General features: G+C 62.6%; 26 protein-coding genes. 9 read left to right on the forward strand and 17 right to left on the reverse strand.

Features of this window, described 5'->3' with window-relative positions:
- Positions 1-76 precede the first annotated feature (76 nt).
- The 3 genes from E3U23_RS13325 to E3U23_RS13335 form a co-directional block, all read right to left on the reverse strand.
- Complete coding sequence (locus tag E3U23_RS13325; protein WP_431732691.1) at positions 77-904, reverse strand: undecaprenyl-diphosphate phosphatase; 828 nt, start codon at positions 902-904, stop codon at positions 77-79.
- Positions 905-970: 66 nt separating this feature from the next.
- Complete coding sequence (locus E3U23_RS13330) at positions 971-3,055, reverse strand: M13 family metallopeptidase (RefSeq protein WP_279351843.1); 2,085 nt, start codon at positions 3,053-3,055, stop codon at positions 971-973.
- Between the two features lie 193 nt (positions 3,056-3,248).
- Positions 3,249-5,078 (reverse strand): ABC transporter transmembrane domain-containing protein, encoded by a 1,830-nt coding sequence (locus tag E3U23_RS13335; RefSeq protein WP_431732692.1) that lies wholly within the window; start codon positions 5,076-5,078, stop codon positions 3,249-3,251.
- 160 nt (positions 5,079-5,238) lie between these two features.
- On the opposite strand from E3U23_RS13335, the gene E3U23_RS13340 reads away from it, so the two are divergent.
- A complete protein-coding gene (locus tag E3U23_RS13340) occupies positions 5,239-6,459 on the forward strand; it encodes a polyhydroxyalkanoate depolymerase (protein WP_279351775.1) in 1,221 nt (406 codons plus the stop codon).
- 54 nt (positions 6,460-6,513) lie between these two features.
- On the opposite strand, the gene E3U23_RS13345 is transcribed toward E3U23_RS13340, so the two are convergent.
- From E3U23_RS13345 to E3U23_RS13370, 6 genes are all read right to left on the reverse strand, one after another.
- A complete protein-coding gene (locus tag E3U23_RS13345) occupies positions 6,514-7,092 on the reverse strand; it encodes a PEPxxWA-CTERM sorting domain-containing protein (RefSeq protein WP_279351777.1) in 579 nt (192 codons plus the stop codon).
- A gap of 158 nt (positions 7,093-7,250) precedes the next feature.
- Positions 7,251-7,805, reverse strand: a complete 555-nt coding sequence (locus tag E3U23_RS13350; protein ID WP_279351778.1) for a PEPxxWA-CTERM sorting domain-containing protein — start codon at positions 7,803-7,805, stop codon at positions 7,251-7,253.
- A 224-nt stretch (positions 7,806-8,029) separates the two neighbouring features.
- Positions 8,030-8,875: an S-formylglutathione hydrolase gene (gene fghA, locus E3U23_RS13355; protein WP_279351779.1), complete on the reverse strand. Its 846-nt coding sequence runs from the start codon at positions 8,873-8,875 to the stop codon at positions 8,030-8,032.
- A gap of 90 nt (positions 8,876-8,965) precedes the next feature.
- A complete protein-coding gene (locus tag E3U23_RS13360) occupies positions 8,966-9,346 on the reverse strand; it encodes a VOC family protein (RefSeq protein WP_279351780.1) in 381 nt (126 codons plus the stop codon).
- Positions 9,347-9,357: 11 nt separating this feature from the next.
- Positions 9,358-9,711, reverse strand: a complete 354-nt coding sequence (locus E3U23_RS13365) for a cupin domain-containing protein (protein WP_279351781.1) — start codon at positions 9,709-9,711, stop codon at positions 9,358-9,360.
- Positions 9,711-10,820 carry an S-(hydroxymethyl)glutathione dehydrogenase/class III alcohol dehydrogenase gene (locus E3U23_RS13370; protein WP_279351782.1) on the reverse strand — a complete coding sequence of 370 codons (1,110 nt, stop codon included), beginning with the start codon at positions 10,818-10,820 and terminating at the stop codon, positions 9,711-9,713. The genes E3U23_RS13365 and E3U23_RS13370 overlap by 1 nt, the downstream gene beginning before the upstream one ends.
- Before the next feature lie 102 nt (positions 10,821-10,922).
- Between E3U23_RS13370 and E3U23_RS13375 the strand changes: the two genes are divergently transcribed.
- The 3 genes from E3U23_RS13375 (at position 10,923) to E3U23_RS13385 (ending at position 12,460) form a co-directional block, all read left to right on the forward strand.
- Positions 10,923-11,282 carry a hypothetical protein gene (locus E3U23_RS13375; RefSeq protein WP_279351783.1) on the forward strand — a complete coding sequence of 120 codons (360 nt, stop codon included), beginning with the start codon at positions 10,923-10,925 and terminating at the stop codon, positions 11,280-11,282.
- Between the two features lie 13 nt (positions 11,283-11,295).
- The gene (locus E3U23_RS13380; RefSeq protein WP_279351784.1) at positions 11,296-11,724 is read left to right on the forward strand and encodes a hypothetical protein; all 429 of its coding nucleotides are present in this window, start codon (positions 11,296-11,298) and stop codon (positions 11,722-11,724) included.
- A gap of 64 nt (positions 11,725-11,788) precedes the next feature.
- On the forward strand, positions 11,789-12,460 hold the full coding sequence (locus E3U23_RS13385) for a glutathione S-transferase family protein (RefSeq protein ID WP_279351785.1): 672 nt from the start codon (positions 11,789-11,791) through the stop codon (positions 12,458-12,460).
- Between the two features lie 11 nt (positions 12,461-12,471).
- Here the strand turns inward: E3U23_RS13385 and E3U23_RS13390 are convergent, their stop codons facing one another.
- The gene (locus E3U23_RS13390; protein ID WP_279351849.1) at positions 12,472-12,825 is read right to left on the reverse strand and encodes a hypothetical protein; all 354 of its coding nucleotides are present in this window, start codon (positions 12,823-12,825) and stop codon (positions 12,472-12,474) included.
- On the reverse strand, positions 12,822-13,637 hold the full coding sequence (gene mutM, locus E3U23_RS13395) for a bifunctional DNA-formamidopyrimidine glycosylase/DNA-(apurinic or apyrimidinic site) lyase (RefSeq protein WP_279351786.1): 816 nt from the start codon (positions 13,635-13,637) through the stop codon (positions 12,822-12,824). Before mutM ends, E3U23_RS13390 begins: the two co-directional genes overlap by 4 nt.
- Positions 13,638-13,693: 56 nt before the next feature.
- On the opposite strand from mutM, the gene E3U23_RS13400 reads away from it, so the two are divergent.
- Positions 13,694-14,425: a class I SAM-dependent methyltransferase gene (locus E3U23_RS13400; protein ID WP_279351787.1), complete on the forward strand. Its 732-nt coding sequence runs from the start codon at positions 13,694-13,696 to the stop codon at positions 14,423-14,425.
- 4 nt (positions 14,426-14,429) lie between these two features.
- On the forward strand, positions 14,430-15,977 hold the full coding sequence (gene ubiB / locus E3U23_RS13405; protein WP_279351788.1) for a 2-polyprenylphenol 6-hydroxylase: 1,548 nt from the start codon (positions 14,430-14,432) through the stop codon (positions 15,975-15,977).
- On the opposite strand, the gene E3U23_RS13410 is transcribed toward ubiB, so the two are convergent.
- Positions 15,974-16,375 carry a hypothetical protein gene (locus E3U23_RS13410; protein ID WP_279351789.1) on the reverse strand — a complete coding sequence of 134 codons (402 nt, stop codon included), beginning with the start codon at positions 16,373-16,375 and terminating at the stop codon, positions 15,974-15,976. The two genes, ubiB and E3U23_RS13410, sit on opposite strands and share 4 nt — an antisense overlap.
- Positions 16,376-16,511: 136 nt before the next feature.
- Between E3U23_RS13410 and E3U23_RS13415 the strand changes: the two genes are divergently transcribed.
- Both E3U23_RS13415 and dut read left to right on the forward strand, forming a co-directional pair.
- The gene (locus E3U23_RS13415) at positions 16,512-18,356 is read left to right on the forward strand and encodes a bifunctional phosphopantothenoylcysteine decarboxylase/phosphopantothenate synthase (protein WP_279351846.1); all 1,845 of its coding nucleotides are present in this window, start codon (positions 16,512-16,514) and stop codon (positions 18,354-18,356) included.
- Complete coding sequence (dut, locus tag E3U23_RS13420) at positions 18,349-18,810, forward strand: dUTP diphosphatase (RefSeq protein WP_279351790.1); 462 nt, start codon at positions 18,349-18,351, stop codon at positions 18,808-18,810. The genes E3U23_RS13415 and dut overlap by 8 nt, the downstream gene beginning before the upstream one ends.
- Here the strand turns inward: dut and E3U23_RS13425 are convergent, their stop codons facing one another.
- The 5 genes from E3U23_RS13425 to secB all read right to left on the reverse strand — a co-directional run bounded on the left by E3U23_RS13425 (position 18,811) and on the right by secB (position 23,490).
- Positions 18,811-19,350 carry a hypothetical protein gene (locus tag E3U23_RS13425; RefSeq protein WP_279351791.1) on the reverse strand — a complete coding sequence of 180 codons (540 nt, stop codon included), beginning with the start codon at positions 19,348-19,350 and terminating at the stop codon, positions 18,811-18,813.
- A gap of 105 nt (positions 19,351-19,455) precedes the next feature.
- Positions 19,456-20,154 carry a DUF4136 domain-containing protein gene (locus tag E3U23_RS13430; RefSeq protein ID WP_279351792.1) on the reverse strand — a complete coding sequence of 233 codons (699 nt, stop codon included), beginning with the start codon at positions 20,152-20,154 and terminating at the stop codon, positions 19,456-19,458.
- Between the two features lie 168 nt (positions 20,155-20,322).
- Positions 20,323-21,339 carry a tryptophan--tRNA ligase gene (gene trpS, locus E3U23_RS13435; protein ID WP_279351793.1) on the reverse strand — a complete coding sequence of 339 codons (1,017 nt, stop codon included), beginning with the start codon at positions 21,337-21,339 and terminating at the stop codon, positions 20,323-20,325.
- Positions 21,340-21,357: 18 nt separating this feature from the next.
- Positions 21,358-22,929 (reverse strand): murein biosynthesis integral membrane protein MurJ, encoded by a 1,572-nt coding sequence (gene murJ / locus E3U23_RS13440; RefSeq protein WP_279351794.1) that lies wholly within the window; start codon positions 22,927-22,929, stop codon positions 21,358-21,360.
- A gap of 33 nt (positions 22,930-22,962) precedes the next feature.
- The gene (gene secB / locus E3U23_RS13445; RefSeq protein WP_279351795.1) at positions 22,963-23,490 is read right to left on the reverse strand and encodes a protein-export chaperone SecB; all 528 of its coding nucleotides are present in this window, start codon (positions 23,488-23,490) and stop codon (positions 22,963-22,965) included.
- Between the two features lie 233 nt (positions 23,491-23,723).
- On the opposite strand from secB, the gene E3U23_RS13450 reads away from it, so the two are divergent.
- Entirely contained in the window at positions 23,724-24,392 is a 669-nt protein-coding gene (locus E3U23_RS13450) for a Tim44/TimA family putative adaptor protein (RefSeq protein WP_279351796.1), read from the forward strand.
- The last annotated feature ends 24 nt before the right edge of the window (positions 24,393-24,416 follow it).

Raw genomic sequence — 24,416 nt, forward strand, 5'->3', positions numbered from 1 at the left:
GCTAGCGGTTTGCCGCTATGGCAGTTCCCGATGTTTCCCAATTATCCTTTATTGATCTCAGACTGTGACAGCTTGGTCACGCAAGGCCGAGCCAGGCGATCGCCGCGAGACCCACCACGATCCGGTACCAGCCGAACGGCGCGAAGCCCGATTTGCTGACATAAGCGACGAAGGCGCGGATCACGATCAGCGCGACGATGAAGCTGACTACGAAACCGATCGCCACTTCGTCCCAGCCGACGCGCGATGCGCCGCTCGCGAGCCGGTCGTACTTGGTCGTGAGTTCGAGGAAGCTCGCCCCGATCATGGTCGGCACGGCAAGGAAGAAGGAGAATTCCGCGGCGGTCTTGCGGTTCACGCCCATTGCCAGCGCGCCCATGATCGTGGCGCCCGAACGGCTGACACCGGGCACCAGTGCGAGGCATTGCGCGAAACCGACGCCGATAACCTTTTTGACCGGAAGCTGGGCGACAGTGCTTTCGTCCTTCGGATCGACCGAACGTTCAATTAAGATAATGGCGATCCCGCCAACCAGCAGCGCCCACGGGACGACCGCCGGGCTGCCAAGCAGTATCTCGAACTGTTCGTGCAGCGCGAAGCCGATCACGGCGCTCGGCAGGAAGGCAAGCAGGATATTGCGCGCGAACATCAGGCCTTCGCGCTCGCGCCTCAGGACACCCATGCCGGCGTTCCAGAAGGTGCTCCAGTATTGATAGACCACGGCGAGGATCGCGCCGAGCTGGATCACGACGTTGAACAGCGCCCATTCCGCGGGGTCCGCGCCGAGCAGTTCGGTCGTCAGGATGAGGTGGCCGGTCGAGGAGACCGGAATGAATTCTGTCAGGCCCTCGACGATGCCGAGGATGATGGCGGTGATCCAGTCATGCATAGGGGCAGGGTCCATGAAGAAAGGGCGGGACAAGTCAAGCGACCTGTCCCGCCCCTTTAAGGCTTTTCGGTTTCCATCGAATTACCAGATGGTGATGCGCTCTTCCGGCGGCAGGTACAGCTCGTCCGCCGGCTGTACGTTGAACGCCTTGTACCAAGCGTCCATGTTGCGCACGATGCCGTTCACGCGGAATTCTTCCGGACTGTGCGGATCGGTGGTCAGCCGCTGGCGAGCCGAAGCCTCGCGCTGCTCCGAGCGCCAGACCTGCGCCCAGGCGAGGAAGAAGCGCTGATCGCCGGTAAGCCCGTCGATCACCTTGTCTTCCTTGCCGTTAAGCGAAAGCTTGTAGGCACGGTATGCGAGGCTCAAGCCGCCGAGATCGCCGATGTTCTCGCCGAGCGTAAGTCGGCCGTTGACACAGGTTTCGCCGTTATCGAGAGGGCAATAGGCATTGTACTGCTCGACAAGGGCATCGCCGAGTTTGTCAAACGCCTTGCGATCGCTGTCGGTCCACCAGTTGCGTAGCATGCCGGTGGCATCGGACTTGGAGCCCTGATCGTCGAAACCGTGGCTCATTTCGTGTCCGATCACACCACCGATCGCGCCGTAATTTACCGCCGGGTCCGCATCGATGCCGAAGAACGGCTGCTGCAGGATGGCGGCGGGGAAGACGACCTCGTTCTTGGTCGGGTTGTAATAGGCGTTCACCGTCTGCGGCAGCATGTACCATTCAGTACGGTCGATCGGTTCGCCGAGCTTGGAGAGATTGTCCTGCCATGCCCACTGCGCCGCCGCCATGCGGTTGGCGATGGGCGAGCCGGCTTCGATCCCGAGGCCGGGATAGGTTTCCAGGTTGTCGCGATAGCCGATCTTGGGATCGAAACTTTCGAGCTTGGCCATTGCCTGCTGCTTGGTTTCCGGCGTCATCCAGTCGTTTTCTTTAAGCGACTCGGCCAGCGCAAGGCGAAGGTTAGCGACGAGATCGCTCATCGCTTCCTTGTTTTGCGGCGGGAAGTATTCCGCGACATAGGACTTACCGAGCAGTTCGCCGAGCAGTCCTTCGGTCTCTGCCGTGGCACGCTTCCAGCGCGGGCGCTGTTCGGGCGTGCCGTTCAGCAGCGTGCCGTAAAGCGCGAAGTTGGCATCGTCGAATCGCTTGGGAAGGACCGAGGCATTGGAATTGAGCCAACCCTTGGCAGTCCATGCCTGAAGCACGTCCATCGGCGTGTTCGCAGCAAGTTTTGCCAATGCGGGCAAGCCCCCGCCGATCTTGTCGAGCGTCGCCTGGTCGAGGCCGAGTTCCTGCGCGCGTTCGGCGCTAGGCGGAATATCAGACACGATGATGCGGTCGAGATCGGGGAATCCACCGGCTTCGAGCATGGCAGCGAGCGGGAAATCGCCCGCCATCGCCTCGAGCTCGTCGACCGTCAGTGCGGTATAGGTGAGGTCGTCATTACGCCGCGTCGCGCGGTCCCACGCCACGGTGCGGGCGATGGTGTCCTCGAAAGCATAGACCTGCTGGGCCATCGCCTGTGGATCGCTGTATCCCGCTTCTCCGAGCAGGAAAGCAAGATATTCGCGGTACTTCTGCTGGATTTCGCGGCCCTTCTCGCTCTCGTCGAGATAATAGTCCCGATCGGGAAGGCCGAGGCCGCCGGCACCGGCCTGCGCGGTGTAGCGCGTCGGCTCCTTGGCATCGACTTCGACATAGGCGAAGATCGGCGAACTGTAACCGGGCTGGCCCCACAAGGTGGCCAGATCTTCAAGCGTATCGGCACCCTTGATCGTTTCGAGATAGGGCTGCGCCGGAGCAAGGCCGGCCTGTTCGATCGCGTCGGTATCGAGATAGGAGCCGTAGGCATCGACGATGCGGCGCTCGTCGTCGGTCAGTTGCGCCGGATCTTTCGCCATCAACTGGTCGATCACCGCCTTGACGTCGGCGGTGGATTTCTCGCGCAGGAGATTGAAAGCACCGAAGCGGGCATACTCAGGCGGTAACGGGTTCGCATCGAGCCAGCTCTTGTTGACATAGGCGAAAAAGTCGTCGCCCGGATCAATGTTGGGCGAAAGCGATGCGGGATCGAAGCCCCATTCGCCGAACTCCATAGTCGGCGTCGCGGGCTCTGCAGCAGTCGTCTCGGCGGTCTGCTGCGCGGCAGCGGGCATGGCGATCAAAAGGGCGAGCGCGGACGCACCGGCGCTGAAAAATGTCTTGGTCAAATCGTGTCTCCTCGGGAGGAATCGCAGGGTCCTGGCCGCAGGACGCGCCGAACCATCATGACTTGTATACATAGCGCAGGCTTAATGCGGCCTGTCGCCCTTCGTCGGACGAACGCGGGGGTCGGTCGATTAATCGGGCTCAGGCGGCGGTTTCGCGGCCGAATTGCAGCGCGGCGAGTCGGGCGTACAAGCCGCTCCCGTCGGCGAGATCGGCATGGGTGCCCTGTTCCACGATACCGCCGTCTTCCATCACCACGATCCGGTCCGCCGCGCGAATGGTGGCGAGCCGATGGGCGATGACGAGCGTGGTGCGGTTCGCCATCAAGCGGTCGAGCGCGTCCTGCACCAGACGTTCGCTTTGCGCATCCAGCGCGCTGGTCGCCTCGTCCAGCAGCAGGATCGGCGCATCGCGAAGCAGGGCGCGGGCGATGGCGAGACGCTGCTGCTGGCCGCCCGAGAGCCGTGTGCCACTTTCACCGAGGAAGGTATCGAGCCCTTGCGGCAGACGTTCGAGGAATTCGGCGGCATTCGCGGCGCGGGCGGCATCCCAAAGCTCGTCCTCGCTCGCATCCCAATTGCCGTAGCGGAGATTGTCGCGCGCGCTGGCGGAGAACAGGACGCCGTCCTGCGGGACGAAGGCGATCCGCTCGCGAATTTCCGCGGGATCGGCGCTGATGAGCGGCACGCCGTCGATCCGCACGGAACCCATCTGCGGATCGTAGAAGCGTTCGACCAGCTGGAAAATCGTCGTCTTGCCCGCGCCCGAAGGGCCGACGATGGCGACCGTCTCGCCTGGCTCGATCTCGAGGCTGAAATCGCGGATCGCCGCTTCTTCGGGCCGCGTGGGATAGCGGAACGTGACATTGCGGAAGGATACACTGCCGCGCGGAGGTGTCGGCAACGTCTGCGGGCGGGCGGGGGCCGCAATTTCCGGTTCGGCATCGAGCAGTTCGGACAGGCGGCTCGCCGCGCCAGCGCCGCGCAGCAGATCGCCCAGCACCTCGGTCAGAGCCCCGAAGGCACCTGCCGCAATCACGCCCGCGAACACGAAGGCCCCGATCGTGCCACCGGTAATCTCGCCTTGCTGGACAAGGTTCGCCCCGCGCCAGAGCAGCACCACGATTGCTCCGAAGATGAGCGTGATGATCAGCGCCGTCATGATCGCACGGATAAGGATGCGTTGGCGCGCCGTGTCGAAGGTGCGCTCCACCGCCGCTCCGAACCGCTCGCTTTCGCGGCCTTGCTGGTTGAAGGCCTGGACGACCTTCATGCCCGAAAGCACTTCGGTCACCATCGCGCCCACATCGGCGATCCGGTCCTGGCTCGAACGGCTAATCGCGCGCAGACGCGAGCCGAACAGCGCGATGGGGACGATGACCAGCGGGATGCCGATCAGCAAGTAGACCGCCAGTTGCGGCGCAAGCCAGAAGAGATAGGCAGTGGCGAAGATCGCCATGATGATATTACGCAGCGCTACCGATAGCGTGGTGCCGACCACGGTTTCGATGATCGCCGTGTCTGCCGTCATCCGGCTGGAGATTTCCTTGGGGCTGTTCTCTTCGAAGAAGGAGGGGGAGAGCCGGAGCAAATTGCGATGCACTTTCGTGCGGATATCGGCGACCACCCGTTCGCCGATCCAGCTGACGAAATAGAACCGCACTGCCGTAAAGCCGCCCAGCACCACGACAAGCATGAGCAGATAGCGGAACCAGCGCCCGATATCCGCTCCGCCTTCCGCGCCGAACCCGCGATCGATGATCAGTTTCAGGGCGCTGGGCACGGCGAGTGAGGTGATCAGCGCGGTGACAAGCAAGGCGATCATGGCAAACGTGACTTGCAAAGGATATTCCTTCGCCGAGTCCCACACCATGGCCAGCGACCTTAGCGATCGTTTCTCGCCCTCGTCCTTCGGCTTGCGAAACCGGGCTAGGCCTCGCCGTTTCTCGCCCTGTGTCGCGCTCTCGTCCATGAATCCTGCCTAGCGTCCGCGTCCCGGCAAATCCACCTGCCGAAATTGGACATGCGCAAGATCGTCACTATTTGTGCATTGCACAAGGACCGCTTGTCCGTAATGTCATTCGCCACAGCACCCGCGACCTAAAAGGATGCGGGGCAGCAGGGGACCCGCAATGCTCTATCACGCCTACGAACTCCAACGAAGCTGGCTTTCCAGCGCCAGTGCTTGGGCCTCCATCGGGGCGGAAATGCTGTCGAACCCGGCTCTGCCGATGGGCTATATGGGCGTTGGGCCGGCAACGGCGTCGGCGCTCGAAGTGTTCGCCCATGCCGCAGCCACCCGGGGCAAGCCTGCATGGAACATCGAAACGGTCGCTGCCGGCAAGAAGCGCTGGCCGGTGGAAGAGGCGACGGTCCTCAACAAGCCCTTCGGCGATCTGAAGCGCTTCACCCGCGATGGCCTGCCCGACGATGCGCCGAGCATGCTGATCGTTGCCCCGATGAGCGGGCATTATGCCACGCTGCTGCGCGGCACCGTCGAGCGGATGCTTGAAAACTACGTCGTCTATGTCACCGATTGGGCGGACGCGAAAACCGTGCCTCTGAGCGAAGGGCGCTTCGATCTCGACGACTATATTGATTACGTCATCGAATATCTCGAGCTTATCGGCACCGGCGCCCATGTCATGGCGGTGTGCCAGCCTTCGGTCCCGGTATTCGCCGCAACCGCGATCATGAACCGCGACGAGCACGAATGCGCGCCGCGCACGCTGACCATGATGGGTGGGCCGATCGATACGCGCTGTTCGCCGACCACGGTGAACGACCTTGCCATGGACCGCCCGCTTGCATGGTTCCGGCAAAACGTGATCGCCACCGTTCCGATGCAGTATCGTGGGGCGGGGCGGCGGGTCTATCCCGGCTTTCTGCAACTGGCGAGCTTCATGAGCATGAACCTCGGCAGCCACCTCCAAAGCCATTACGAGATGTTCAAGCATCTCACCGAGGGCGATGAGGAAAGCGCGAACGCGACCAAGGATTTCTACGACGAATATCGCAGCGTGTGCGACATGACGGCGGAATTCTATATCCAGACGGTGGAGGAGGTGTTCCAGAAGCACTCGCTGCCGAACGGCGAATTGATGCATCGCGGCAAGCGGATCGATCTTGGCGATGTCGACACGACCGCGCTACTCGCCATCGAAGGCGAGCGAGACGATATTTCCGGCCTCGGCCAGACTCGCGCCGCGCTGGAACTGACGCCCAACCTCGATCCATCGAAAAAGCGCTATTACATGGCCGAGGGCGCGGGACATTACGGCATCTTCAACGGCAGCAAGTGGCGCGGCAAGATCGCGCCGGTCGTCGAGGAATTCGTGGCGATGCACGGCTGAACCAAAAAGGGGCGGCACGGTGCCGCCCCTTCTCTAATGGTCGGACGAATGCGCTTAAGCGAACTTCACGCTCACATTTTTGCGCGCCGCCGAACGCATCGCCGCGCCGATTACGCCGAAACCGAGGATGAACAGCGCCCAGGTCGCCGGTTCCGGAACCGCTCCGGTGGCCTGCACGACCGAGAACGTACCCCGCAGCGTTTGCGCGCTGTCAAAGTTCGCACCGCTCAGGCGGAAACCGAATTCTTGCCCGGCCACCAGATCGAGCATGACCGAACCGGTGTAGAGAAAACCGTTGGACGGTGAGGCGCAGCAATTCGCCGGACCGGCGTCGTACAGCGAGAACACCGTTTCGCCCGAGAAGGCGGAGGCGGCGGCTGTGACTGCGAAGAAGGAATAGAACCCCTCGCTGGTAAAATCGAAGGTGTAGCTCCCGGTCACATCCGAGACACCCGCAAGCGTCCACGTGCCATCGAACCCGCGGGCCGAATAGTCGAGCGTCGCGGTCGTATCGGTACTGGTCGAAGTGACCATGCCCGATCCCGAGCCCACGAGAACTTCAGTGGCGGCGGACGCCGGATTGGCGGCCACCAGCGCGACTGCGCCCGCTGCCATAGGTAGAAGGTTTTTCATTATATCCCCCTGTTGCGGGAAGGATTTCCCGTACTTTGTGGATTAGGGGGACGCGCGAACCCGGATCTAGCAAGTTAACCGAAATTAATCATGGATGTATCAGTTCGGCTCAACCGGAAAAGGGGGCGGCATCACTGCCGCCCCCGGTAATGCAGCTTCTACGCGAACTTCACGCTTACGTTTTTCCGCGCCGCCGAACGCATCGCTGCGCCGATCACGCCGAAACCGAGGATGAACAGCGCCCAGGTCGCCGGTTCCGGAATGGCTCCGGTGGCGGTCGTAGCGGTGATCGTCGTATTCGGCGCGTTCTGGAACCCGATGGTGTTCAGGACGGAGTTGGTGGTGAAGGCGTAACCGAAATAGTCCTGCCCTTCGAAGGTCGCCCGAAGACCGAGGAAGTTCTCGCCATTCGAAGCCGGAACCGCAGTTTCCTCGGAGAAGGACGCATAGGCACCGAAGGCGTCCGGGCCGAACTGCACAGTGCCGCGGTTCGTGAAGAACGGTGACGGGTTCACGGGAATACCGAGGAATCCGCCGAACGAGCTTACCGCCGCGTTAGGCGACGTCTGGATGGTCAGCGGATTGAATATGTTTCCGCTGCTCCCGAACGTGAATGTGCTGTCGAGAAATGTGAAAGTAAAATCACCGTTACGCAAATCGGCATTGATCGGCGTTATTATTTCCGCAGCGGAAGCAGGCGTAGCTGCAGCCATTGCGCAAACGGCCAAAATGGCAGCTGACGCAGATTGCTTTAAATAATTAGTCATCAAGAATCCTTTCGTGTGACCCTCCCGTATTCGCAGAAGGTACAGGATACACCGAAAGTTAACCATGAATTTATCTGAGCATTTTTTCTAGCAGGGCTGCATCCGCTGCGTTTATTAAGGGTATATCGTAGAATGGGCTATTCTGGTTCCGAGGTCGAGAGCCTGACCGGTCACGTTGAACGCAACCGCTCGGCATGCCACGCGATGTGTTCGGCCATGAAGGTCGAAATGAAGTAGTAGGAATGATCGTACCCCTCCTGCATCCGGATTTCCGGTTGCATTCCGGCTCTGGCGCAAGCCATCGATAGCAGGCCGGGTTTCAACTGGTCGTCGAGGAACTGGTCTGCGGTACCCTGGTCCACAAGAATATGGTCGTGCCGCGCGCCGTTTTCGATCAGCGCGACGGCATCGTACCTGGCCCATGTATCGCGATCCTCACCCAGATAGCGAGAGAAACTCTTCTCCCCCCACGGCACGCGCGAAGCGGTACAGATGGGCGAAAAAGCGCTGATCGAACGGAAGCGATCCGCATTGCGCAGGCCGATGGTCAGCGCCCCATGGCCGCCCATCGAATGGCCGGTGATCGACTGGCGCGACAGGTCGACCGGGAATTCGCTCTCGATCAGGCCGGGCAGTTCCTCCTCGATATAGCCACGCATCCGGTAATGCTGCGACCACGGCGCCTCGGTCGCGTCGACATACATGCCAGCGCCCTTGCCGAAGTCGTACTCGTCTTCAGCATCGGGCACATCCGGCCCGCGCGGACTCGTATCGGGTGCGACGAAAACGATGCCATGTTCGGCGCAGGCGGCGCGGTATTCGCCTTTCTCGGTCACGTTTTCATGCGTGCAGGTGAGGCCGGACAGATACCACAGTACCGGTAGCCTCGCACCGTCCTCATGCGGCGGGATATAGACCGACAGCGTCATATCGGTGCCAGTACTGGTGGAGGCATGCGAGCACACGAATTGCGTGCCGCCATACGCCTTGTTCTGCGAGAGATATTCGAATTGCATGGGCCGCCTTTGCAAGAAAGGGCGCAGCGGAGGAAGAACCGCTGCGCCCGGATCGTGTTTGCGCGGGACGAACCGCGCGGGTGTTCGGTCTCAGCCGGGGCGATGCATTGCGCAGACCTTGTTGCCGGCCGGATCGCGCAGATAGGCGAGGTAGAGCTTCATGCCCGCACCTTCGCGGATGCCCGGCGGATCTTCGATCTCGGTGCCGCCATTCTCGCTGCCCGCCTTGTGCCAAGCATCGGCCATTTCCGGACTGTCTGCCGCAAAGCCGATGGTCGAGCCATTGCCGCAGCTTGCCGGGCCGCCGTCGATCGGCTTGGTCAGCATGAAGATGCCGCCATTGTGCATGTAGAACACGCGGCCCTTGGGATCGATCGACCCTTCGCGCCCGCCCAACGCTTTGAAGCAAGCGTCGTAGAACTTCTTGGACGCCTCGATATCGTCGGCCCCCAGCATTACGTGACTGAACATTCGTCTCTCCTTCAAGCTTCCACCGCGCGGGTGGCGGTTTCGTTGTTTCCGGTGTTGGGGCTTTCGGCCGGATCGAGCAATAGCGCTCGAACCTCGCCCTTGCGTGCGACCGGGCGGTGCTCCGTCTCGCGAGGCACGACAAACAATTCGCCTTCGCGCAAGGTGACGGTTCGCTCACGCAATTCGATGTCGAGCTCTCCGCGAAGGATCAGGAACAGCTCATCGTGATCGTGACTGTGCCAGCCGAATTCGCCTTCGAGCCGCGCTATGCGGACCTCGTGCCCTTCGTAGCGCGCAACGATGCGCGGCGCCCACTGTTCGGTGAAGGTCGCAAACTTGTCGTCGAGCGAGACGGGCTCGTGCATCAATCGTACACCACCACGCTGCGGATGCTTTCGCCTGCATGCATCAGGTCGAACGCTTTGTTGATCTCTTCCAGCTTCAGCACGTGGGTGATCATCGGGTCGATCTGGATCTTGCCGTCCATGTACCAATCGACGATCTTGGGCACGTCGGTCCGACCCTTCGCCCCGCCGAAGGCCGTGCCGCGCCAGTTGCGGCCCGTAACGAGCTGGAAGGGGCGCGTCTCGATCGTCGCGCCGGCCTCGGCCACGCCGATGATGATGCTGGTGCCCCATCCCTTGTGGCAGCATTCCAGCGCCTGGCGCATGACCGTGGTGTTTCCCGTGCAATCGAAGCTGTAATCCGCCCCGCCGTCGAGCATCTCGACCAGATGCGCGACAACATCGTCCACTTCCTTCGGGTTGACGAAGTCGGTCATGCCGAAATGCTCGGCGTAGGATTTCTTGTCGGGATTGATATCGACGCCCACGATCCGGTTCGCGCCGGCCATGCGCGCACCCTGGATGACGTTGAGGCCGATCCCGCCGAGGCCGAACACCACGACATTGTCGCCCGGGCGTACGTCTGCGGTATTCACCACTGCGCCAACACCCGTCGTCACGCCGCAGCCGATATAGCAGCTGGTATGGAACGGCGCATCCTCGCGGATTTTGGCCACCGCGATTTCGGGCAGGACGGTGAAGTTCGAGAAGGTGGAGCAGCCCATATAATGGTAGATCGGCTTGCCCTGATAGCTGAACCGCGTCGTGCCATCCGGCATCAGGCCCTTGCCTTGCGTTTCGCGAATGGCGCTGCACAGGTTCGTCTTACCCGAAAGGCACATTTTGCACTGGCGGCATTCGGGCGTGTAGAGCGGGATGACATGGTCCCCCTCCTTCACGGATGTCACCCCGGGGCCGACCTCGCGCACGATGCCGGCACCTTCGTGGCCGAGCACGCTGGGGAACAGTCCTTCGCTATCCAGCCCGTCGAGCGTGTAGGCATCGGTGTGGCAGATACCGGTCGCCTTGATCTCGATCAGCACCTCGCCCGCCTTGGGGCCTTCAAGATCGAGTTCGACGATCTCCAGCGGTTGCTTGGCTTCGAAGGCGACGGCGGCGCAGGTTTTCATTCTACTAGGTGCTCCTTTGTTGCGGCCAAAGCGTAGGGAACGTGCCACGGCGGGGCAAGCGGTGTTGCGCGGCATTCAGCCCGGCGGGGGTAGGGGCGGGGCATGTCGTTGCTCTATTCGTTCGCCGTTTTGGCCATGCAGGCCGCTGCGCCTCAAGCCGAGCCGCCCGCGCCGCTGGCTCTCACCATGCAGCAGCAGACGGCGCTGCGCTGTTCGATCGCCATTGCAATGGGGGCCGAACGGCAACGCACAGGCGGAGGCGATGCCGACTGGCCGGACCTGACGGAGCGCGGGCGCGAGTTCTTTGTGCGCTCGCTCGCGCAATTGATGGATGATACGGGAATGAGCCGCGAGGCGTTGATGCAGGCGGCGGCTGGCGAGGCCGCGGACTTGCAGGATGGCGAGAACTTGCACCAGGTGATGCCCGCCTGCCTGCTGATGCTGAACGCCTCGGGTTTGTAAGGAGACAGTCGCGATGAAACGTCTGATGATCGGCGCAGCCATGATAGCCATGCCTCTCCCCGCCGCCGCGCAGGATGCGCAGCCCGCCGAAAGCGAAGCGCTGACGGGCCTGCAGGCTACGCTAACCGATCCGGCGAAGCAGCAGGAGATCGCCGCGACCCTGCGCGTGCTCGGCGAGGTGCTACTCGACCTGCCGCTCGCTTCATTGGCAGGGGCGGCGCGAAACATTACGGGCGAGGAAGTGCCCAAGGTCTCGCCCGATACGACGCTGCGCAGCATGGCACCCCAGGCCTCTCGCCTGCCTGAGCAGCTCGAAGAGAACGCACCGCGCGCGATGGCGGCGATGGGAGACATGAGCCGCGCGCTCGAAACGATGCTGCCTGCGCTGCGCGATATGGCGAAGCGGCTGGAAGAGACCGTGCCCGCCGCCGACCGGCCGTAAAACCGCTGTATCCCTGTCGCCGACTGTGGACGGGGCGGTGCATCTGCGGCATGAGCGGCTACGCATGTGGCACCTCCACCAATTTCCCCTGTGTCCCTTCAGTCGCAAGCTGCGGCTGCACATGGCGGAAAAGGCGGTCGCGTACGAATTGGTCCGTGAAAATCCGTGGGAGGGGCGCGACGGGTTCTGGCAGCTCAATCCCGCCGGAAAGACGCCCGTGCTCCACGATCCCGAGCGCGGCGCGACGCTCTGCGACAGCCGGGTGATCGCCGAATATTTCGAGGAGACGATCGAGCGCAATGCGCTGATCTCCGGCGGGGCGGCCCAGCGCGCCGAAACGCGCCGGCTGGTCGCACTGTTCGACGAGAATTTCTACCGCGACGTCACCGAACCGGTGATGCACGAGAAGATGATGAAGCGCCTGATCCTGCGCCAACCGCCGGACGGGCGCGTGCTGCGCAGCGCCGGCAAACTGCTGCACGGCCACCTCGATTATATCGACTGGCTGGTCGACACCCGCCAATGGCTCGCCGGCCCGACGCTGAGCCTCGCCGACCTCGCCTGCGCGGCGCATATCTCGGTGGTGGATTATCTCGGCGCGATGGACTGGTCGGACCACGAACAAGCGAAGGGCTGGTATATGGTCATGAAAAGCCGCCCCAGCTTCCGCCCGCTGCTGAGCGAGAAAATGGACGGTCTGCCCCCGCCGAGGGAATATGCGTCGCTGGATTTGTGAAGCATTTGAAACTAGCAGACTGACGATATCCAAAGTGTAAAAAACTTTGAAATTTCGACATCGAATTCGGAATCGAGATCAATAATTCCGATTTCAACACCGGCTTTTGAAGCAAGGTCCGCGACCGCATTTATTCGTTCTTCGATAGCGTCCTGATCTAAGGCGACAGAAAGCTTGGCGTAAACGAAGCCGCTTTCGGAACCTTCGAGATTTCGGGCGTCCAATGCCAACAGCCCGTCCCTCATGGCTTCGTGGCGATCACTTGGGCCTTCGAGATAAAATGTGAGCCAGGCATCCGAGCCAAAGGCTCGGTGGGCTAGCGCCTTCGCGAAGGCGCTTTTGTCGATCATGAAACGATCAGTCATCTCTGGCAAACCGAACAGAACCACGTGCTCCGCCCGCCCTGCACGATGCGGCGGATGGTGCCGCCGTCCTCATGGTGGCAAGGCTCGCCCTCGCGGCCGTAGACATGAAAGCGGGTGGCGAAATAGCCGAGGTTTCCGTCGGGCTGGGCGAAATCGCGTAAGGTGCTGCCGCCGTCGCGGATGGAGCGCTCCAGCACGTCCTTGATCGCGGGAACGAGGCGGCGCAGCTGCGGCATGGTGACCTTGCCGCCCGCCTTTCGTGGACTGATGCCCGCCATCCATAGCGCTTCGCACACATAGATATTGCCGAGCCCCGCCACGATCCGCTGGTCCAGTAGCAGCAGCTTGATCGCCTGCTTGCGCCCGCGCGTCGCATCGCGAAGGTGTTCAGGCGTCAAGTCCTCCCCCAAAGGCTCCGGCCCCAGCGCGGCGAAAGGTTTCCATGTCACCAGTTCGCCATTGGTCATCAGGTCGACCGAGCCGAAGCGGCGCGGATCGTTCAGCGCGAAGCGATGGCCCGCGGTCTCGATCACCAGATGGTCGTGCTTCTCGTCCTCCGCAGGATCGATCCGCCAGCGTCCGCTCATGCCGAGGTGGAAGACCAGCGCATGATCGCGGCTGGTGTGGATGAGGCCGTATTTCGCCCTCCGACCCAACCGCACCACGCTCGCACCGGTCAGCGCCTGCACCAGATCGGGCGGGAAGGGGCGGCGCATGTCGGGGCGGTTGACGGTCACGCGGGTGATCGTCTCGCCTTCGAGGAAACGGGCGAGGCCGCGCACGGTGGTTTCGACTTCGGGAAGCTCGGGCATCGCTCATCCTCTAACACCCTTTGCGCCCGCCTCAATTCCCCGTAAGGCCTAGCGTCATGAGCGAGACCGTTTCCTTCGGCTATGAAGACATCGACGCGAGCGAAAAGACCGGCCGCGTGGGCGAGATCTTTTCGAACGTGGCCTCGAAATACGACATCATGAACGATGCGATGTCCGGCGGGATGCACCGCCTGTGGAAGGACCGCTTCGTAAGGCGGGTGAAGCCGCAGGAGGGCGAGGACATCCTCGACATGGCGGGCGGCACGGGCGACATCGCCTTCCGCATGGCGGCCCGCGGGGGACGCGTGACGGTGTCCGATATCAATCAGGAAATGCTCGATGTAGGCGTGGAACGCGCGATGCAGCGCGGCATAGACGGCCTCGTCTGGAGCCGCCAGAACGCCGAGGACCTGACATTCCCCTCCCGCACTTTCGATGCCTACACCATCGCCTTCGGGATCCGGAACGTGACCCACATCGACAAGGCTCTGGCCGAGGCGCACCGGGTGCTGAAATATGGCGGACGGTTCTTCTGCCTCGAATTCTCGACCGTGGAATGGCCGGGTTTCAAGGATGTGTACGACGCCTATTCCCACAAACTGGTGCCCAAGATCGGCAAGGCTGTTGCAGGCGACGAGGCGAGCTACAAATATCTCGTCGAATCGATCCGCCGCTTCCCTGACATGGTCAAATTCGAGCGCATGATCGTCGAGGCCGGTTTCGCGAACACCAAGGTCGAGCCGATCATGGGGGGGCTGGTCGCCATCCATTCCGGGTGGAAAGTCTAGCGGCGTGACCAAGCCGATTACCCATATCTGGCGGCTCGGCAAATGGGCCCGCATTCTCGCGCGGCACGGGGCGCTGCGGGGCATCCGGAACGATCCCAATACGCCGACGCCGGTCAAGCGGCTGATCGGCCTGTTCTCCATCGGCACGGTGAAATCGCGAGAGCCGGATTACGCCGGTGCCTTTCGGGAAATAGGGCCGGCGGCGATCAAACTCGGCCAGACTTTGGCCACCCGGCCCGACCTCGTGGGCGAGGAAGCGGCGCACAATCTGCTGAGCCTGCAGGACAATCTTCCGCCGGTCGACTTCACGCTGATCCGCGACACCATCGAATCGAGTTTCGAGCAGCCGCTCGAAAACCTGTTCGCCGAATTCGACGAGACGCCCATCGGCGCGGCCTCCATCGCGCAGGTCCACAAGGCGGTGACGACCGAGGGGCGGCACGTTGCGGTCAAGGTGCTGCGGCCCGGCGTGCGCGAGCGGTTCGCGAAGGACATCCAGACTTACGAATGGGCTGCTGCCCAGCTCGAAAGCTTCGGCGGCGAGGCCGCGCGCCTGCGTCCGCGCCTCACTATCGCCAATTTCAAGCGCTGGACCATGCGCGAACTGGATTTGCGGCGCGAGGCGGCATCGGCGTCCGAACTGTCGGAATTTATGGCCGGCACGCAAGGCTACGAGATACCGGGCATCGACTGGGACCGGACCAATGGCCGGGTGATGACGATCGACTGGATTGACGGGGTCAAGATTTCGGACACCGAAGCGATCCGCGCTGCGGGCCACGATATGGACGACCTGGCCAGCCGTCTCGTCCTCGCCTTTTTGAGGCAAGCCATCGCCGCCGGGTTCTTCCATGCCGATATGCACCAGGGGAATCTCTTCGTGCGCAGCGACGGCACGATCGTCGCCATCGATTTCGGGATCATGGGCCGGATCGACCGGCAGGCGCGGATGTGGCTCGCCGAGATACTATACGGCCTGACGACGGGCAATTACCGCCGCGTCGCCGAAATCCATTTCGAGGCGCAATATGTGCCGAGCTATCACAATGTCGACGAATTCGCGACGGCCCTTCGCGCCGTGGGCGAGCCGATGCGCGGCAAGCCGGTGAGCGAGCTTTCCGTCGGCCAGATGCTCGACGGGTTGTTCGCCATCACCCGCGATTTCGACATGCAGACGCAGCCCCACCTGCTGCTGCTTCAAAAGACGATGGTGATGGTGGAAGGCATCGCCACCCAGCTCAATCCGGGCATAAATATGTGGGACGTTTCCGCCCCCTATGTCCGCAGCTGGATCCGCGACGAACTCGGCCCGGAAGCCGCCATCGCCGATCGCATCCGCGAGGATACCGAGACGCTGCTGCGCATCCCGCAGCTCGTCCGCCGGATCGAGGAACGCTTCCCGCCCAAGGGGGGAGCGCCCGAACCGCCTCCACTACCCCGAGTGGAATTGCTGCGCGACCGGCGGGGCGGACACGCGCTCGGCTATTTCACTGCGGCGGTCGCGGGCGGTGCCGCGGTATGGGCCGCCACCGTGCTCGGCTTGTTTACCTAAACTCGGCTCGTAAGGTTTGCCGCCGGGGCGGCCCAGCGCCGTACCGCAATGGCCAGCACGATAATGTGGGCCAGTTCGACCAGCATCGGCATCTGCCACAGGTCGTAAGGCCCGACCACGATCAGATTAATCAGGCGTCCGACGAACGCGACGCCGAACAGCGCGAGCGGCACCAGCAATACGCCGCCCCTCCTCCGCCAGCCGCCCCATGACATGCAGGCGGCCGAAACGAGGAAGAAGGCGGTGAAGTCTGCGCGCATGGACGAAAGGCCAGCCGGACCGTCCGATAGCAGGCCGAATTCCCCACCGGACCCCGCCGGGTCGAACAGGAAACCAAGGCCCAGCATCGCATCGACGATTGCGCCGATCACGATCAGGGTCGTGAGAATGAAATTCATGTCGATCGTTTCCCTGTTGCGGCGCGTTTGCGAATTTTAAACCATAGGCTGGCAAGGCTATGCGTCAATCGCGCGTTCTGCGCGCTGGTATTGAGGGGCAGGGAGCGCTAGCAAGCGCATCGATGACGCAATGGGAATGCATTCTGCGATCAGTGTCGATATCGCGGCACGCCGCGACGCGCACGAGGATGGTCGGGTGAGCGGTCCGAAGATCCTGCTGGTGATCGGCGGCGGTATCGCGGCGTACAAGTCGTGCGAACTGGTTCGCCTGATCCGCAAGGCGGGCGGCGATGTTACCTGCGTGCTGACGGACGGCGCGCAGCAATTCGTGACACCGATGGCGCTCGCCGCGCTAAGCGAGAACAAGGTTTATACCTCGCTGTTCGATCTCAAGGATGAGGTCGAGATGGGCCACATCCAGCTTTCGCGGCAGGCCGACCTCATCGTCGTGTGCCCCGCCACGGCAGATCTGATGGCCAAGATGGCCGCCGGCATCGCAGACGATCTCGCCACCACGCTGATCCTCGCAACCGACAAACCCGTATTCACCGTGCCAGCCATGAATGTGCGGATGTGGGAGCATGAGGCGACGCAGCGCAATGCCGACTGGCTGCGCTCTGCCGGTGTGACCGTGATGGACCCCGACGAGGGCGCCATGGCCTGCGGTGAATTCGGCCCCGGCCGCCTCCCCGAACCGCCCGCGATCGTTGCCGCTATCGCGGAAAAGCTGGGCCTGGACATCGCGCTGCCCGAACTGGCCGCGCCTGCGGCGCAGCTGTCCGCTCCTACGCCTGCGCCTTCATTCGAGGATTTGGACGATGAGGCAGGCGAGGCAGGCGAACCGTCCTTCGAAGCGGACGAGGATTTCGCGGCCGAAGCGCTGGAACCGGAACAGGCGGAAGACAGCAATCGCGTGTCCTCCGGCCTCGGCAGTCTGCTTTCCGCCATTATCCCGCGCAGCACGAAGCGCCGCAGCCATGCGGATATGGAAGCGCAATACGAGGAGCAGTGGGACGAGGCTGCGCCCGATATGCTGGATGCTGCTTCGCTCGTGGAACAGACCGATTTCGGCGGCGGACCTCTGCTTGCAAAGAAGGGCGGGGCGGGCGCCGCGCCGCCCACCGATCCCGAAGCGATCAATCACGAGGTCGCCCGAATGGATGCGCGCGCCATGCCGCAGCCGATCATCGACGATATGCAAAACGTGTCTGTCGGGTTCGGCGACATGGACAGGGCCGAAATACCGTTCGAGGATACGCCGCTTGCAGGGCAGGCGGAATTCGATCCTGATCCCGAGCATCGCCCGCTTTACGGCAAGCACGTCCTCGTCACTGCCGGCCCGACGTGGGAACCGATCGACCCGGTGCGGTACATCGCCAATCGTTCGAGCGGGAAGCAGGGTTTCGCCATCGCCGCGATGGCCGCCGCAGCAGGGGCGCGGGTCACGCTGGTCGCCGGACCGGTGCATCTGCCGACTCCGGTGGGCGTTGATCGCATCGACGTCGAGACGGCGGAAGACATGGCCGAGGAAGTGCGCAACGCCTTGCCCGCCGATGCGGCGTTCATGGTCGCAGCCGTGGCGGACTGGAAGAGCCGCCACGTCGCAGGCGAGAAGATGAAAAAGCGCGGCAGCGCGCCGCCCGCCCTGATCCTCGCCGAGAACCCCGATATTCTCGCCGCCGTCGCCGCCGGTCGCAAGCGGCCGCACTTGCTGGTCGGTTTTGCGGCGGAAACCGAGAACGTGGTCGAGAACGCGAAATCGAAGCGCAAACGCAAGGGCGCAGACTGGATCATCGCCAACAATGTGGCGTCGATCGAAGGGGCGAGCGTGATGGGCGGCGATCTCAACCAGGTCCACATCGTGACGGCGAGCGGTGTCGAAAGCCTGTCCGAAATGCCGAAGGAAGAGGTGGCCCGCCAGCTCGTGATGCGCGCGGCGGAAGCGCTGGCCGAACCGGAGGACGAGGATCCGCATGTCTGACCCGGTCGCGGTGCGGCTGAAGCGCCTGCCGCACGGTGAAGGCCTCGATCCTCCCGCTTACGCAACTCCGGGTTCAGCCGGAATGGACGTGCTCGCAGCCGAGGCGGTAACCCTGTTGCCGGGCCAGCGACACGCGGTCGCAACCGGCTATGCACTCGCCATTCCCGAAGGCTACGAAATACAAGTTCGCCCTCGTTCGGGGCTGGCGCTCAAGCACGGCATAACCGTGCCGAACACGCCCGGCACCATCGATTCCGATTATCGCGGCGAATTGAAGATCGTCCTCATCAATCATGGCGAGGCGGATTTCGCAATCGCGCGCGGCGACCGGATCGCGCAGCTCGTGCTCGCCCCGGTTGTTCAGGCGCGGTGGACTGAGGTCGAAGAACTGGATGACACCGCCCGCGGCGAAGGCGGTTTCGGCTCTACGGGCGGACACGCCCGATTGGTCTAGTCAGTCGCGCGTCGCGCGGTTCAGAAGCAGCGAGACGGCGCTCCACAGACCGGCGAACAGGCAGAGGACGCCCCATTCGACATACGCGCGGTCGGCATATTCGGTAGCATAGATACCGATGGCGAACTGCGATGCTGCCATCAACGCCGCGATGCGTGCCATGGGCCTTGACCGAAAGCGCATGAATGCGCCGAGCAAGGCTCCGACAAACAATACGACGAAAAACAGGGAGTTTACCGGATCGGCCTCGTTGCCGAGAATACCGATCGCGAGATTGCTCCAGACGGTCAGAAACGCGGTACCAGCCGCAAGTGCTATGCCGAGAAATCGCGGCCAAGATCGCGATGTGCGCAACGCCAGTTCGAGGCCGATGCCGAGCGAACCCAGTAACAATCCTGCGGCTGCAAAGTCGCCGACGGTCCAATCAACGCCGCCGGTGAGCAGCATCGCCACCGCAGGCAGAGCGAGAAGGCCGGCGGCCGATGCCCAGCCTGCAATGCGCCAGTTCCTGCCGAGAAGCGGTTCGTGTGTCCGGATCATGCCTCTTCCTTTCCGAGCTAACGAAAATAACGGCAGCGTTACCGCCAATACAACGAAAAAGGGCGGCCATTGCGGACCGCCCTTGTTACATTCGTAAATTCGATCTTAGCGCCGTCGCGCACCCTCTTCCGGGGCGATCGATATGCGCACGGTCTCGCCCGAATTACCGGGGAAGTCGGTGAACATCGCCTCGACCAGATTGGGCACGAGATACTGCAGACGTTGGGATGTCGACAGCGCCTGGGCCTTGCCTTCGAACAGGCGCTCCCCGGTCGCCGCACGGTCGATCTTCATGTCGATGCCGCTGGTGTATACCGTGTAGCTGCGCACGTCCGGACCGCCGAACCACGGATCGTAGAATCCGAAGCCCCACCGGCTGCCGTAGAAGCGCGAGCGCGGCAGGTAACCGAGGCGCGAGCCGAAGCCCAAGCGGCCATAGCCGACCCATGGATCGTAGAAAGGATCAGCAAAACCGGTCGTGCGGATCCGTTCGCGGCCGTTGTCGATACCGTAATCGAACCGAACCAGCAGCGATGCGGCTTCGGGCGATGCGGCCTGCGTATAACCGAGGCGCGACATCTGCGCTTCGACAAGGTCGGCATATTGCGAGAATTCGAGCCCACCGGCCAAAGCGGGGTCGTCCGCCACTACGGCATAGGTTTCACCCTGCGGCGCGGGCAGTTGCGATTGGAAGCGCGTAACGTCCGCCTTGAATGGCGTCGCGCAGGCGGCGAGGGATGCAAGAACGATTGGAACGGAGGCCAGCTTCAGCGCGCGCCCCCAACCCTGTTTACGGATGGTCATGGCTCGGTCCTTTCGCGATGCCATGCTTGAGGCACCGGTAAATGAAGACGCTCGCAGTTTGCCGAAAAAAGCGGGGGCAATCCGCCAGCTATCCAGCACGGACTATCGCAATGCCCGTGAACATACATTGAACGCCTCAGCGGCGATTTGTTTCATCCCGGCAGAGATTTAGCCGCGAACGAGCCCCAGGGCGCGATAGGCGGCATCCAGCGTCGGCACGGCGATTTCGCGCGCCTTGGCTGCCCCCTGGGCCAGAATGGCGTCGAGTGCCTCGCGATCTTCGAGCAGTTCGGTGAACCGCTGCGAGATCGGGCGGAGCGTTTCCACCAGCAATTCGCCCAGCGCCGGCTTGAAGGCGCCGAAGCCCGTACCGCCGTGTTCGCGCAGCACATCTTCGACCGAGCGATCGGTAAGCGCCGCGTAAATGGTAACGAGGTTGAGCGCTTCTGCGCGATCCTTAAGACCGGCCGCCTCGCTCGGCAGGGGTTCGGGATCGGTTTTCGCCTTCTTGATCTTCTTCATCACCTCGTCCGGATCGTCGGCAAGGTTGATGCGGCTCATGTCGCTGGGGTCGGACTTGCTCATCTTCGCCGCCCCGTTGCGCAGGCTCATGATGCGCGCTGCTTCGGGCGGAACGATCGGTTCGGGCAGGGTGAAGACCGGCGTGTCTTCCGATGCGAAGTCGTTGTTGAACTTCTGCGCGATATCGCGCGCCAGTTCGAGATGCTGCTTCTGATCCTCGCCTACCGGAACATGCGTCGCCTGGTATAGCAGCACGTCGGCGGCCTGAAGGACGGGGTAGGCGAACAGGGCGACAGACTGGCCTTCGCGATTCTTGCCTGCCTTGTCCTTCCATTGCGTCATCCGGTTGAGCCAGCCCATCCGCGCCGTGCCGTTGAGCAGCCACTGCAGTTCGGCATGCTGCGGAACCTGTGCCTGGTTGAACAGGATGGAGCGCTTGGGATCGATCCCGCAGGCGACCAGCGCGGCGGCCATTTCCAGCGTGCCCTTGTGCAGATCGGCGGGGGTATGCGGCTGGCTGATGGCATGAAGGTCGGCAAGGAAGAACAGGGCCTGTTGTCCGTCCTCCATCTCGTCCTGCATCCGCACCCAGTTGCGGATCGCGCCGAGGTAATTGCCGAGGTGAAGATTGCCCGTGGGCTGGATACCGGAGACGATTCGCATTGCGGGGCGCATGAAACTCTAGGGCTCTCTTTTCTTGGTCAGGCTGACGATACGCTGCCGGTCGATCGCGCCGATGGCGAAGGCCACGCCGAAATAGACGACCGCCGAACAGATCACGAGCGCAAGGAGCGCGCCCGCCCGCGCGAACAGGCCGGCGGAATACCATCCGGTAAGCATATCGCGGGCGAACCACAAGGCGGCGCCCATGGCGAGGGCGGCGACGAGCTGGCGCGCAATCCGGCCGAGCAGCGCGATCGGGGCATGGTAATAATCGCGCTTCATCAATACCGCATAGAGGTAGGCGACATTGATCCACGCCCCAACGACGCTGGCGAAGGCGACCCCGACCACACCGAAATCCGCGATCAGCGCGAAGTTCATCGCGACGAACACGACGAGCGAGATGAAAGCGGCATAGACCGGTGTGCGCGTATCGGACCGCGCATAGAAATTAGGCACGAGTACCTTCACCAGCACATAGGCCGGAAGGCCCAGCACCAGTGCGGCCAGCACGTCGCCCGTAAGCGCCGCCTGTTCGAGGCTGAAGGCCCCGCCCTGGAACAGCATGGTGACGAACGGCACCGCGCACACGGCAAGCGCCACGGCGGCGGGAATGGTCAGCAGCATGGACAGTTCGATCGCATCGGACTGTACGCGGTCCGTGCCTTCCCGGTTCTTCGCCCCCACGAAACGCGAGAGAGTCGGCAGGATCGCAGTCGACAGGGCGATCCCGATAATGCCGAGCGGCAACTGGTTCAGCCGGTCGGCATAATTCATGTAGCTGATCGAGCCGCTGTCGAGCTGGTTGAGGAAGTAGAGCTGGACCAGCGTATTGATTTGATAGGCCCCGCCGCCGATCGCCGCGGGCAGAGCGATGATCGACAGGCGCTTCACCTCCGGCGTAATGCGCGGCCAAAGCAGTTTGGGGCGGAAACCCTCGACCCGCGTCCAGTAATAGACCCAGGCGAGTTGCACGACCCCGCCGACTGTCACCGCCCATGCCTGGCTGTAGCCGACCTGCCGCGTGGTCCAGCCCCATTCGTTCATCGCGTATTCGCCGAACAATAGCGCCGCGATCAGCACGAGGTTGAGGAGGATGGGGAAGCTTGCCCCCGGCGCAAAGCGGCTGACCGAATTGAGCATTCCGGTGAACAGCGTCACCAGGCTGACCAGCAGAATGTAGGGAAACATGATTCGCGCGAAATCGACTTCCATCGCGAAGTTCACCGGATCGCGTTGCTGATCGCCCAGCGCCCAGATGACCCACGGCATGGCAATCATCATGGCCGCGCACAGCACGATCAGCACCGGCAGAAAAACGCTCAGCACATCGTCCGAGAAACTACGCGCATCCTCTATCCCGCCATCGCCGTGCAAACGCTTGGAAAACATCGGCACGAAAGCGGCGGAAAAGGCACCTTCCGCGAACAGGCGGCGGAAGACGTTGGGAATGATGAAAGCCTGAAACCACGCATCGGTCACGCCGTTCGCGCCGAGCACGCGGCTGAAGATCATTTCGCGCGCCATGCCGGCGACACGGCTCGCCATGGTCAGCGAGCCGATCGTCCCGACATGCTTGAGGAGGCTCATCGAAGCCGAGCCTTACGAATTAGAGGTGGGGTCTCAGGCGTTGCCGACCGGCGGCTGCGCACCTTCGCCCTGCTGCTGCGCGCGGGCGGCGAGCTGCTGTTGGTAGAGCTGGCCGAAATCCATCGGATCGAGCACGAGCGGCGGATAGCCCGCATCGCGCGTCGCTTCGGCGATGACCGAGCGGGCGAAGGGGAACAGCAGGCGCGGCGTTTCGGCGTACTGGAACATGTGCGCCGCTTCGTCCGGCACGTTGCGCAGGCCCACGAGCCCGCAATAGGACAGGTCGACGAGATACATCGTGCCCTTGTCGCACTTGGCGGTCGCGGTGATCTTGAGTTCGACCTCGAACACTTCGTCGTTCACCTTGTTCGAGGCGATATTGACCTGGATGTCGACCTGCGGCTGTTCCTGCCACTGGTAGGAACTGGGCGCATTCGGGTTCTCGACCGAAAGGTCCTTCACGTACTGGCTGATAATGCCGGCTGCGGGGCCGGTATCGGCGCCATTGCCGTTCATGGCTTCGGGATTGATGTCGTTCAGAATATTGCCGTCGTCAGCCATAACGCTCTTTCCTGTGATACTGCAGTAAGGTCCGGGCGGCGCGTGCCCGTCCGGTCGTGCCGCGCGCCTAGCATTGCGAATGCCGCGTAGCAACGTGGCACGCGCCAAGGCGTCCCGCTAGGTGTGCTCCGCATTGTGCGTTTGTAATTCCTACCTATCTAAGGCACATAGATAGGAACTGCGCAGGCCGCCGCCGCGTAGCCGAATTTACGAAGCTGATTGGACGTGCCACTGTGATCTACGAGATCGTCATCCTCGCCGCGATTGCCGCCTTTCTCGGGCTGCGCCTCTATTCGGTGCTCGGCAAGCGTTCGGAACACGAGGAGGAAGTGATCCCGCAGCGCTTCGAGCGCAAGGATCAGGCCCCGCCGCCCGCGCGCGACGTGTCGTCCGAACCGCGGCCGATGCGCCAGCCGTTCAAGGCATCTCCGGCGCTTGAAGACGGCGCCAGTGCGAACGAAACGGCCATTCGCGCTATCGTTGCCGCCGATCCGCGCTTCGACCTCATGCAGTTTCTCGACGGTGCGAAAGCCGCATACGGCATGATCCTGGAAGCGTTCTGGAAAGGCGACCGCGAAACCCTGCGCGAACTGACCGACAGCGATGTTTACGAAGGTTTCGTCTCTGCCATCGATGCGCGGGACGCCGCGGGTGAAACGATGGACAACCGCTTGATCCGGATCGAGGATGCGACGGTGCATTCCGCTGATCTCGACGGACGGCAGGCCCGCATTTCCGTCCGCTTCCTTGCCGATATTGCCGCCGTTACGCGCGACAAGGATGGCGAAGTCGTCGCCGGTTCGCTCGACGATGCGATCGAAGCCCGCGATGTATGGACATTCACCCGCAACGTCGATTCCCCAGATCCGAACTGGGTACTCGACGAAACCGACGAAGGCTGAGCCGGACCGGTTTCGAGGGGAAGG

Source organism: Erythrobacter litoralis (genome assembly GCF_029760855.1).
In the GTDB taxonomy this organism is placed as follows: Bacteria; Pseudomonadota; Alphaproteobacteria; order Sphingomonadales; family Sphingomonadaceae; genus Qipengyuania; species Qipengyuania litoralis_A.

What these genes read in the sequence shown, in the direction of transcription:
- secB (WP_279351795.1), bottom strand. Translation starts at nt 23,490, where the DNA reads ATGGCTGACGACGGCAATATTCTGAACGACATCAATCCCGAAGCCATG.
- murJ (WP_279351794.1), bottom strand. Translation starts at nt 22,929, where the DNA reads ATGAGCCTCCTCAAGCATGTCGGGACGATCGGCTCGCTGACCATGGCG.
- E3U23_RS13330 (WP_279351843.1), bottom strand. Translation starts at nt 3,055, where the DNA reads ATGCCCGCTGCCGCGCAGCAGACCGCCGAGACGACTGCTGCAGAGCCC.
- mutM (WP_279351786.1), bottom strand. Translation starts at nt 13,637, where the DNA reads ATGCCCGAGCTTCCCGAAGTCGAAACCACCGTGCGCGGCCTCGCCCGT.
- E3U23_RS13345 (WP_279351777.1), bottom strand. Translation starts at nt 7,092, where the DNA reads ATGAAAAACCTTCTACCTATGGCAGCGGGCGCAGTCGCGCTGGTGGCC.
- E3U23_RS13410 (WP_279351789.1), bottom strand. Translation starts at nt 16,375, where the DNA reads ATGAATTTCATTCTCACGACCCTGATCGTGATCGGCGCAATCGTCGAT.
- E3U23_RS13400 (WP_279351787.1), top strand. Translation starts at nt 13,694, where the DNA reads ATGAGCGAGACCGTTTCCTTCGGCTATGAAGACATCGACGCGAGCGAA.
- E3U23_RS13390 (WP_279351849.1), bottom strand. Translation starts at nt 12,825, where the DNA reads ATGACTGATCGTTTCATGATCGACAAAAGCGCCTTCGCGAAGGCGCTA.
- E3U23_RS13415 (WP_279351846.1), top strand. Translation starts at nt 16,512, where the DNA reads ATGCATTCTGCGATCAGTGTCGATATCGCGGCACGCCGCGACGCGCAC.
- fghA (WP_279351779.1), bottom strand. Translation starts at nt 8,875, where the DNA reads ATGCAATTCGAATATCTCTCGCAGAACAAGGCGTATGGCGGCACGCAA.
- E3U23_RS13325 (WP_431732691.1), bottom strand. Translation starts at nt 904, where the DNA reads ATGGACCCTGCCCCTATGCATGACTGGATCACCGCCATCATCCTCGGC.
- E3U23_RS13425 (WP_279351791.1), bottom strand. Translation starts at nt 19,350, where the DNA reads ATGATCCGGACACACGAACCGCTTCTCGGCAGGAACTGGCGCATTGCA.
- E3U23_RS13335 (WP_431732692.1), bottom strand. Translation starts at nt 5,078, where the DNA reads ATGGACGAGAGCGCGACACAGGGCGAGAAACGGCGAGGCCTAGCCCGG.
- E3U23_RS13370 (WP_279351782.1), bottom strand. Translation starts at nt 10,820, where the DNA reads ATGAAAACCTGCGCCGCCGTCGCCTTCGAAGCCAAGCAACCGCTGGAG.
- dut (WP_279351790.1), top strand. Translation starts at nt 18,349, where the DNA reads ATGTCTGACCCGGTCGCGGTGCGGCTGAAGCGCCTGCCGCACGGTGAA.
- E3U23_RS13340 (WP_279351775.1), top strand. Translation starts at nt 5,239, where the DNA reads ATGCTCTATCACGCCTACGAACTCCAACGAAGCTGGCTTTCCAGCGCC.
- E3U23_RS13380 (WP_279351784.1), top strand. Translation starts at nt 11,296, where the DNA reads ATGAAACGTCTGATGATCGGCGCAGCCATGATAGCCATGCCTCTCCCC.
- E3U23_RS13385 (WP_279351785.1), top strand. Translation starts at nt 11,789, where the DNA reads ATGTGGCACCTCCACCAATTTCCCCTGTGTCCCTTCAGTCGCAAGCTG.
- E3U23_RS13350 (WP_279351778.1), bottom strand. Translation starts at nt 7,805, where the DNA reads ATGGCTGCAGCTACGCCTGCTTCCGCTGCGGAAATAATAACGCCGATC.
- E3U23_RS13375 (WP_279351783.1), top strand. Translation starts at nt 10,923, where the DNA reads ATGTCGTTGCTCTATTCGTTCGCCGTTTTGGCCATGCAGGCCGCTGCG.
- trpS (WP_279351793.1), bottom strand. Translation starts at nt 21,339, where the DNA reads ATGCGAATCGTCTCCGGTATCCAGCCCACGGGCAATCTTCACCTCGGC.
- E3U23_RS13360 (WP_279351780.1), bottom strand. Translation starts at nt 9,346, where the DNA reads ATGTTCAGTCACGTAATGCTGGGGGCCGACGATATCGAGGCGTCCAAG.
- E3U23_RS13430 (WP_279351792.1), bottom strand. Translation starts at nt 20,154, where the DNA reads ATGACCATCCGTAAACAGGGTTGGGGGCGCGCGCTGAAGCTGGCCTCC.
- E3U23_RS13365 (WP_279351781.1), bottom strand. Translation starts at nt 9,711, where the DNA reads ATGCACGAGCCCGTCTCGCTCGACGACAAGTTTGCGACCTTCACCGAA.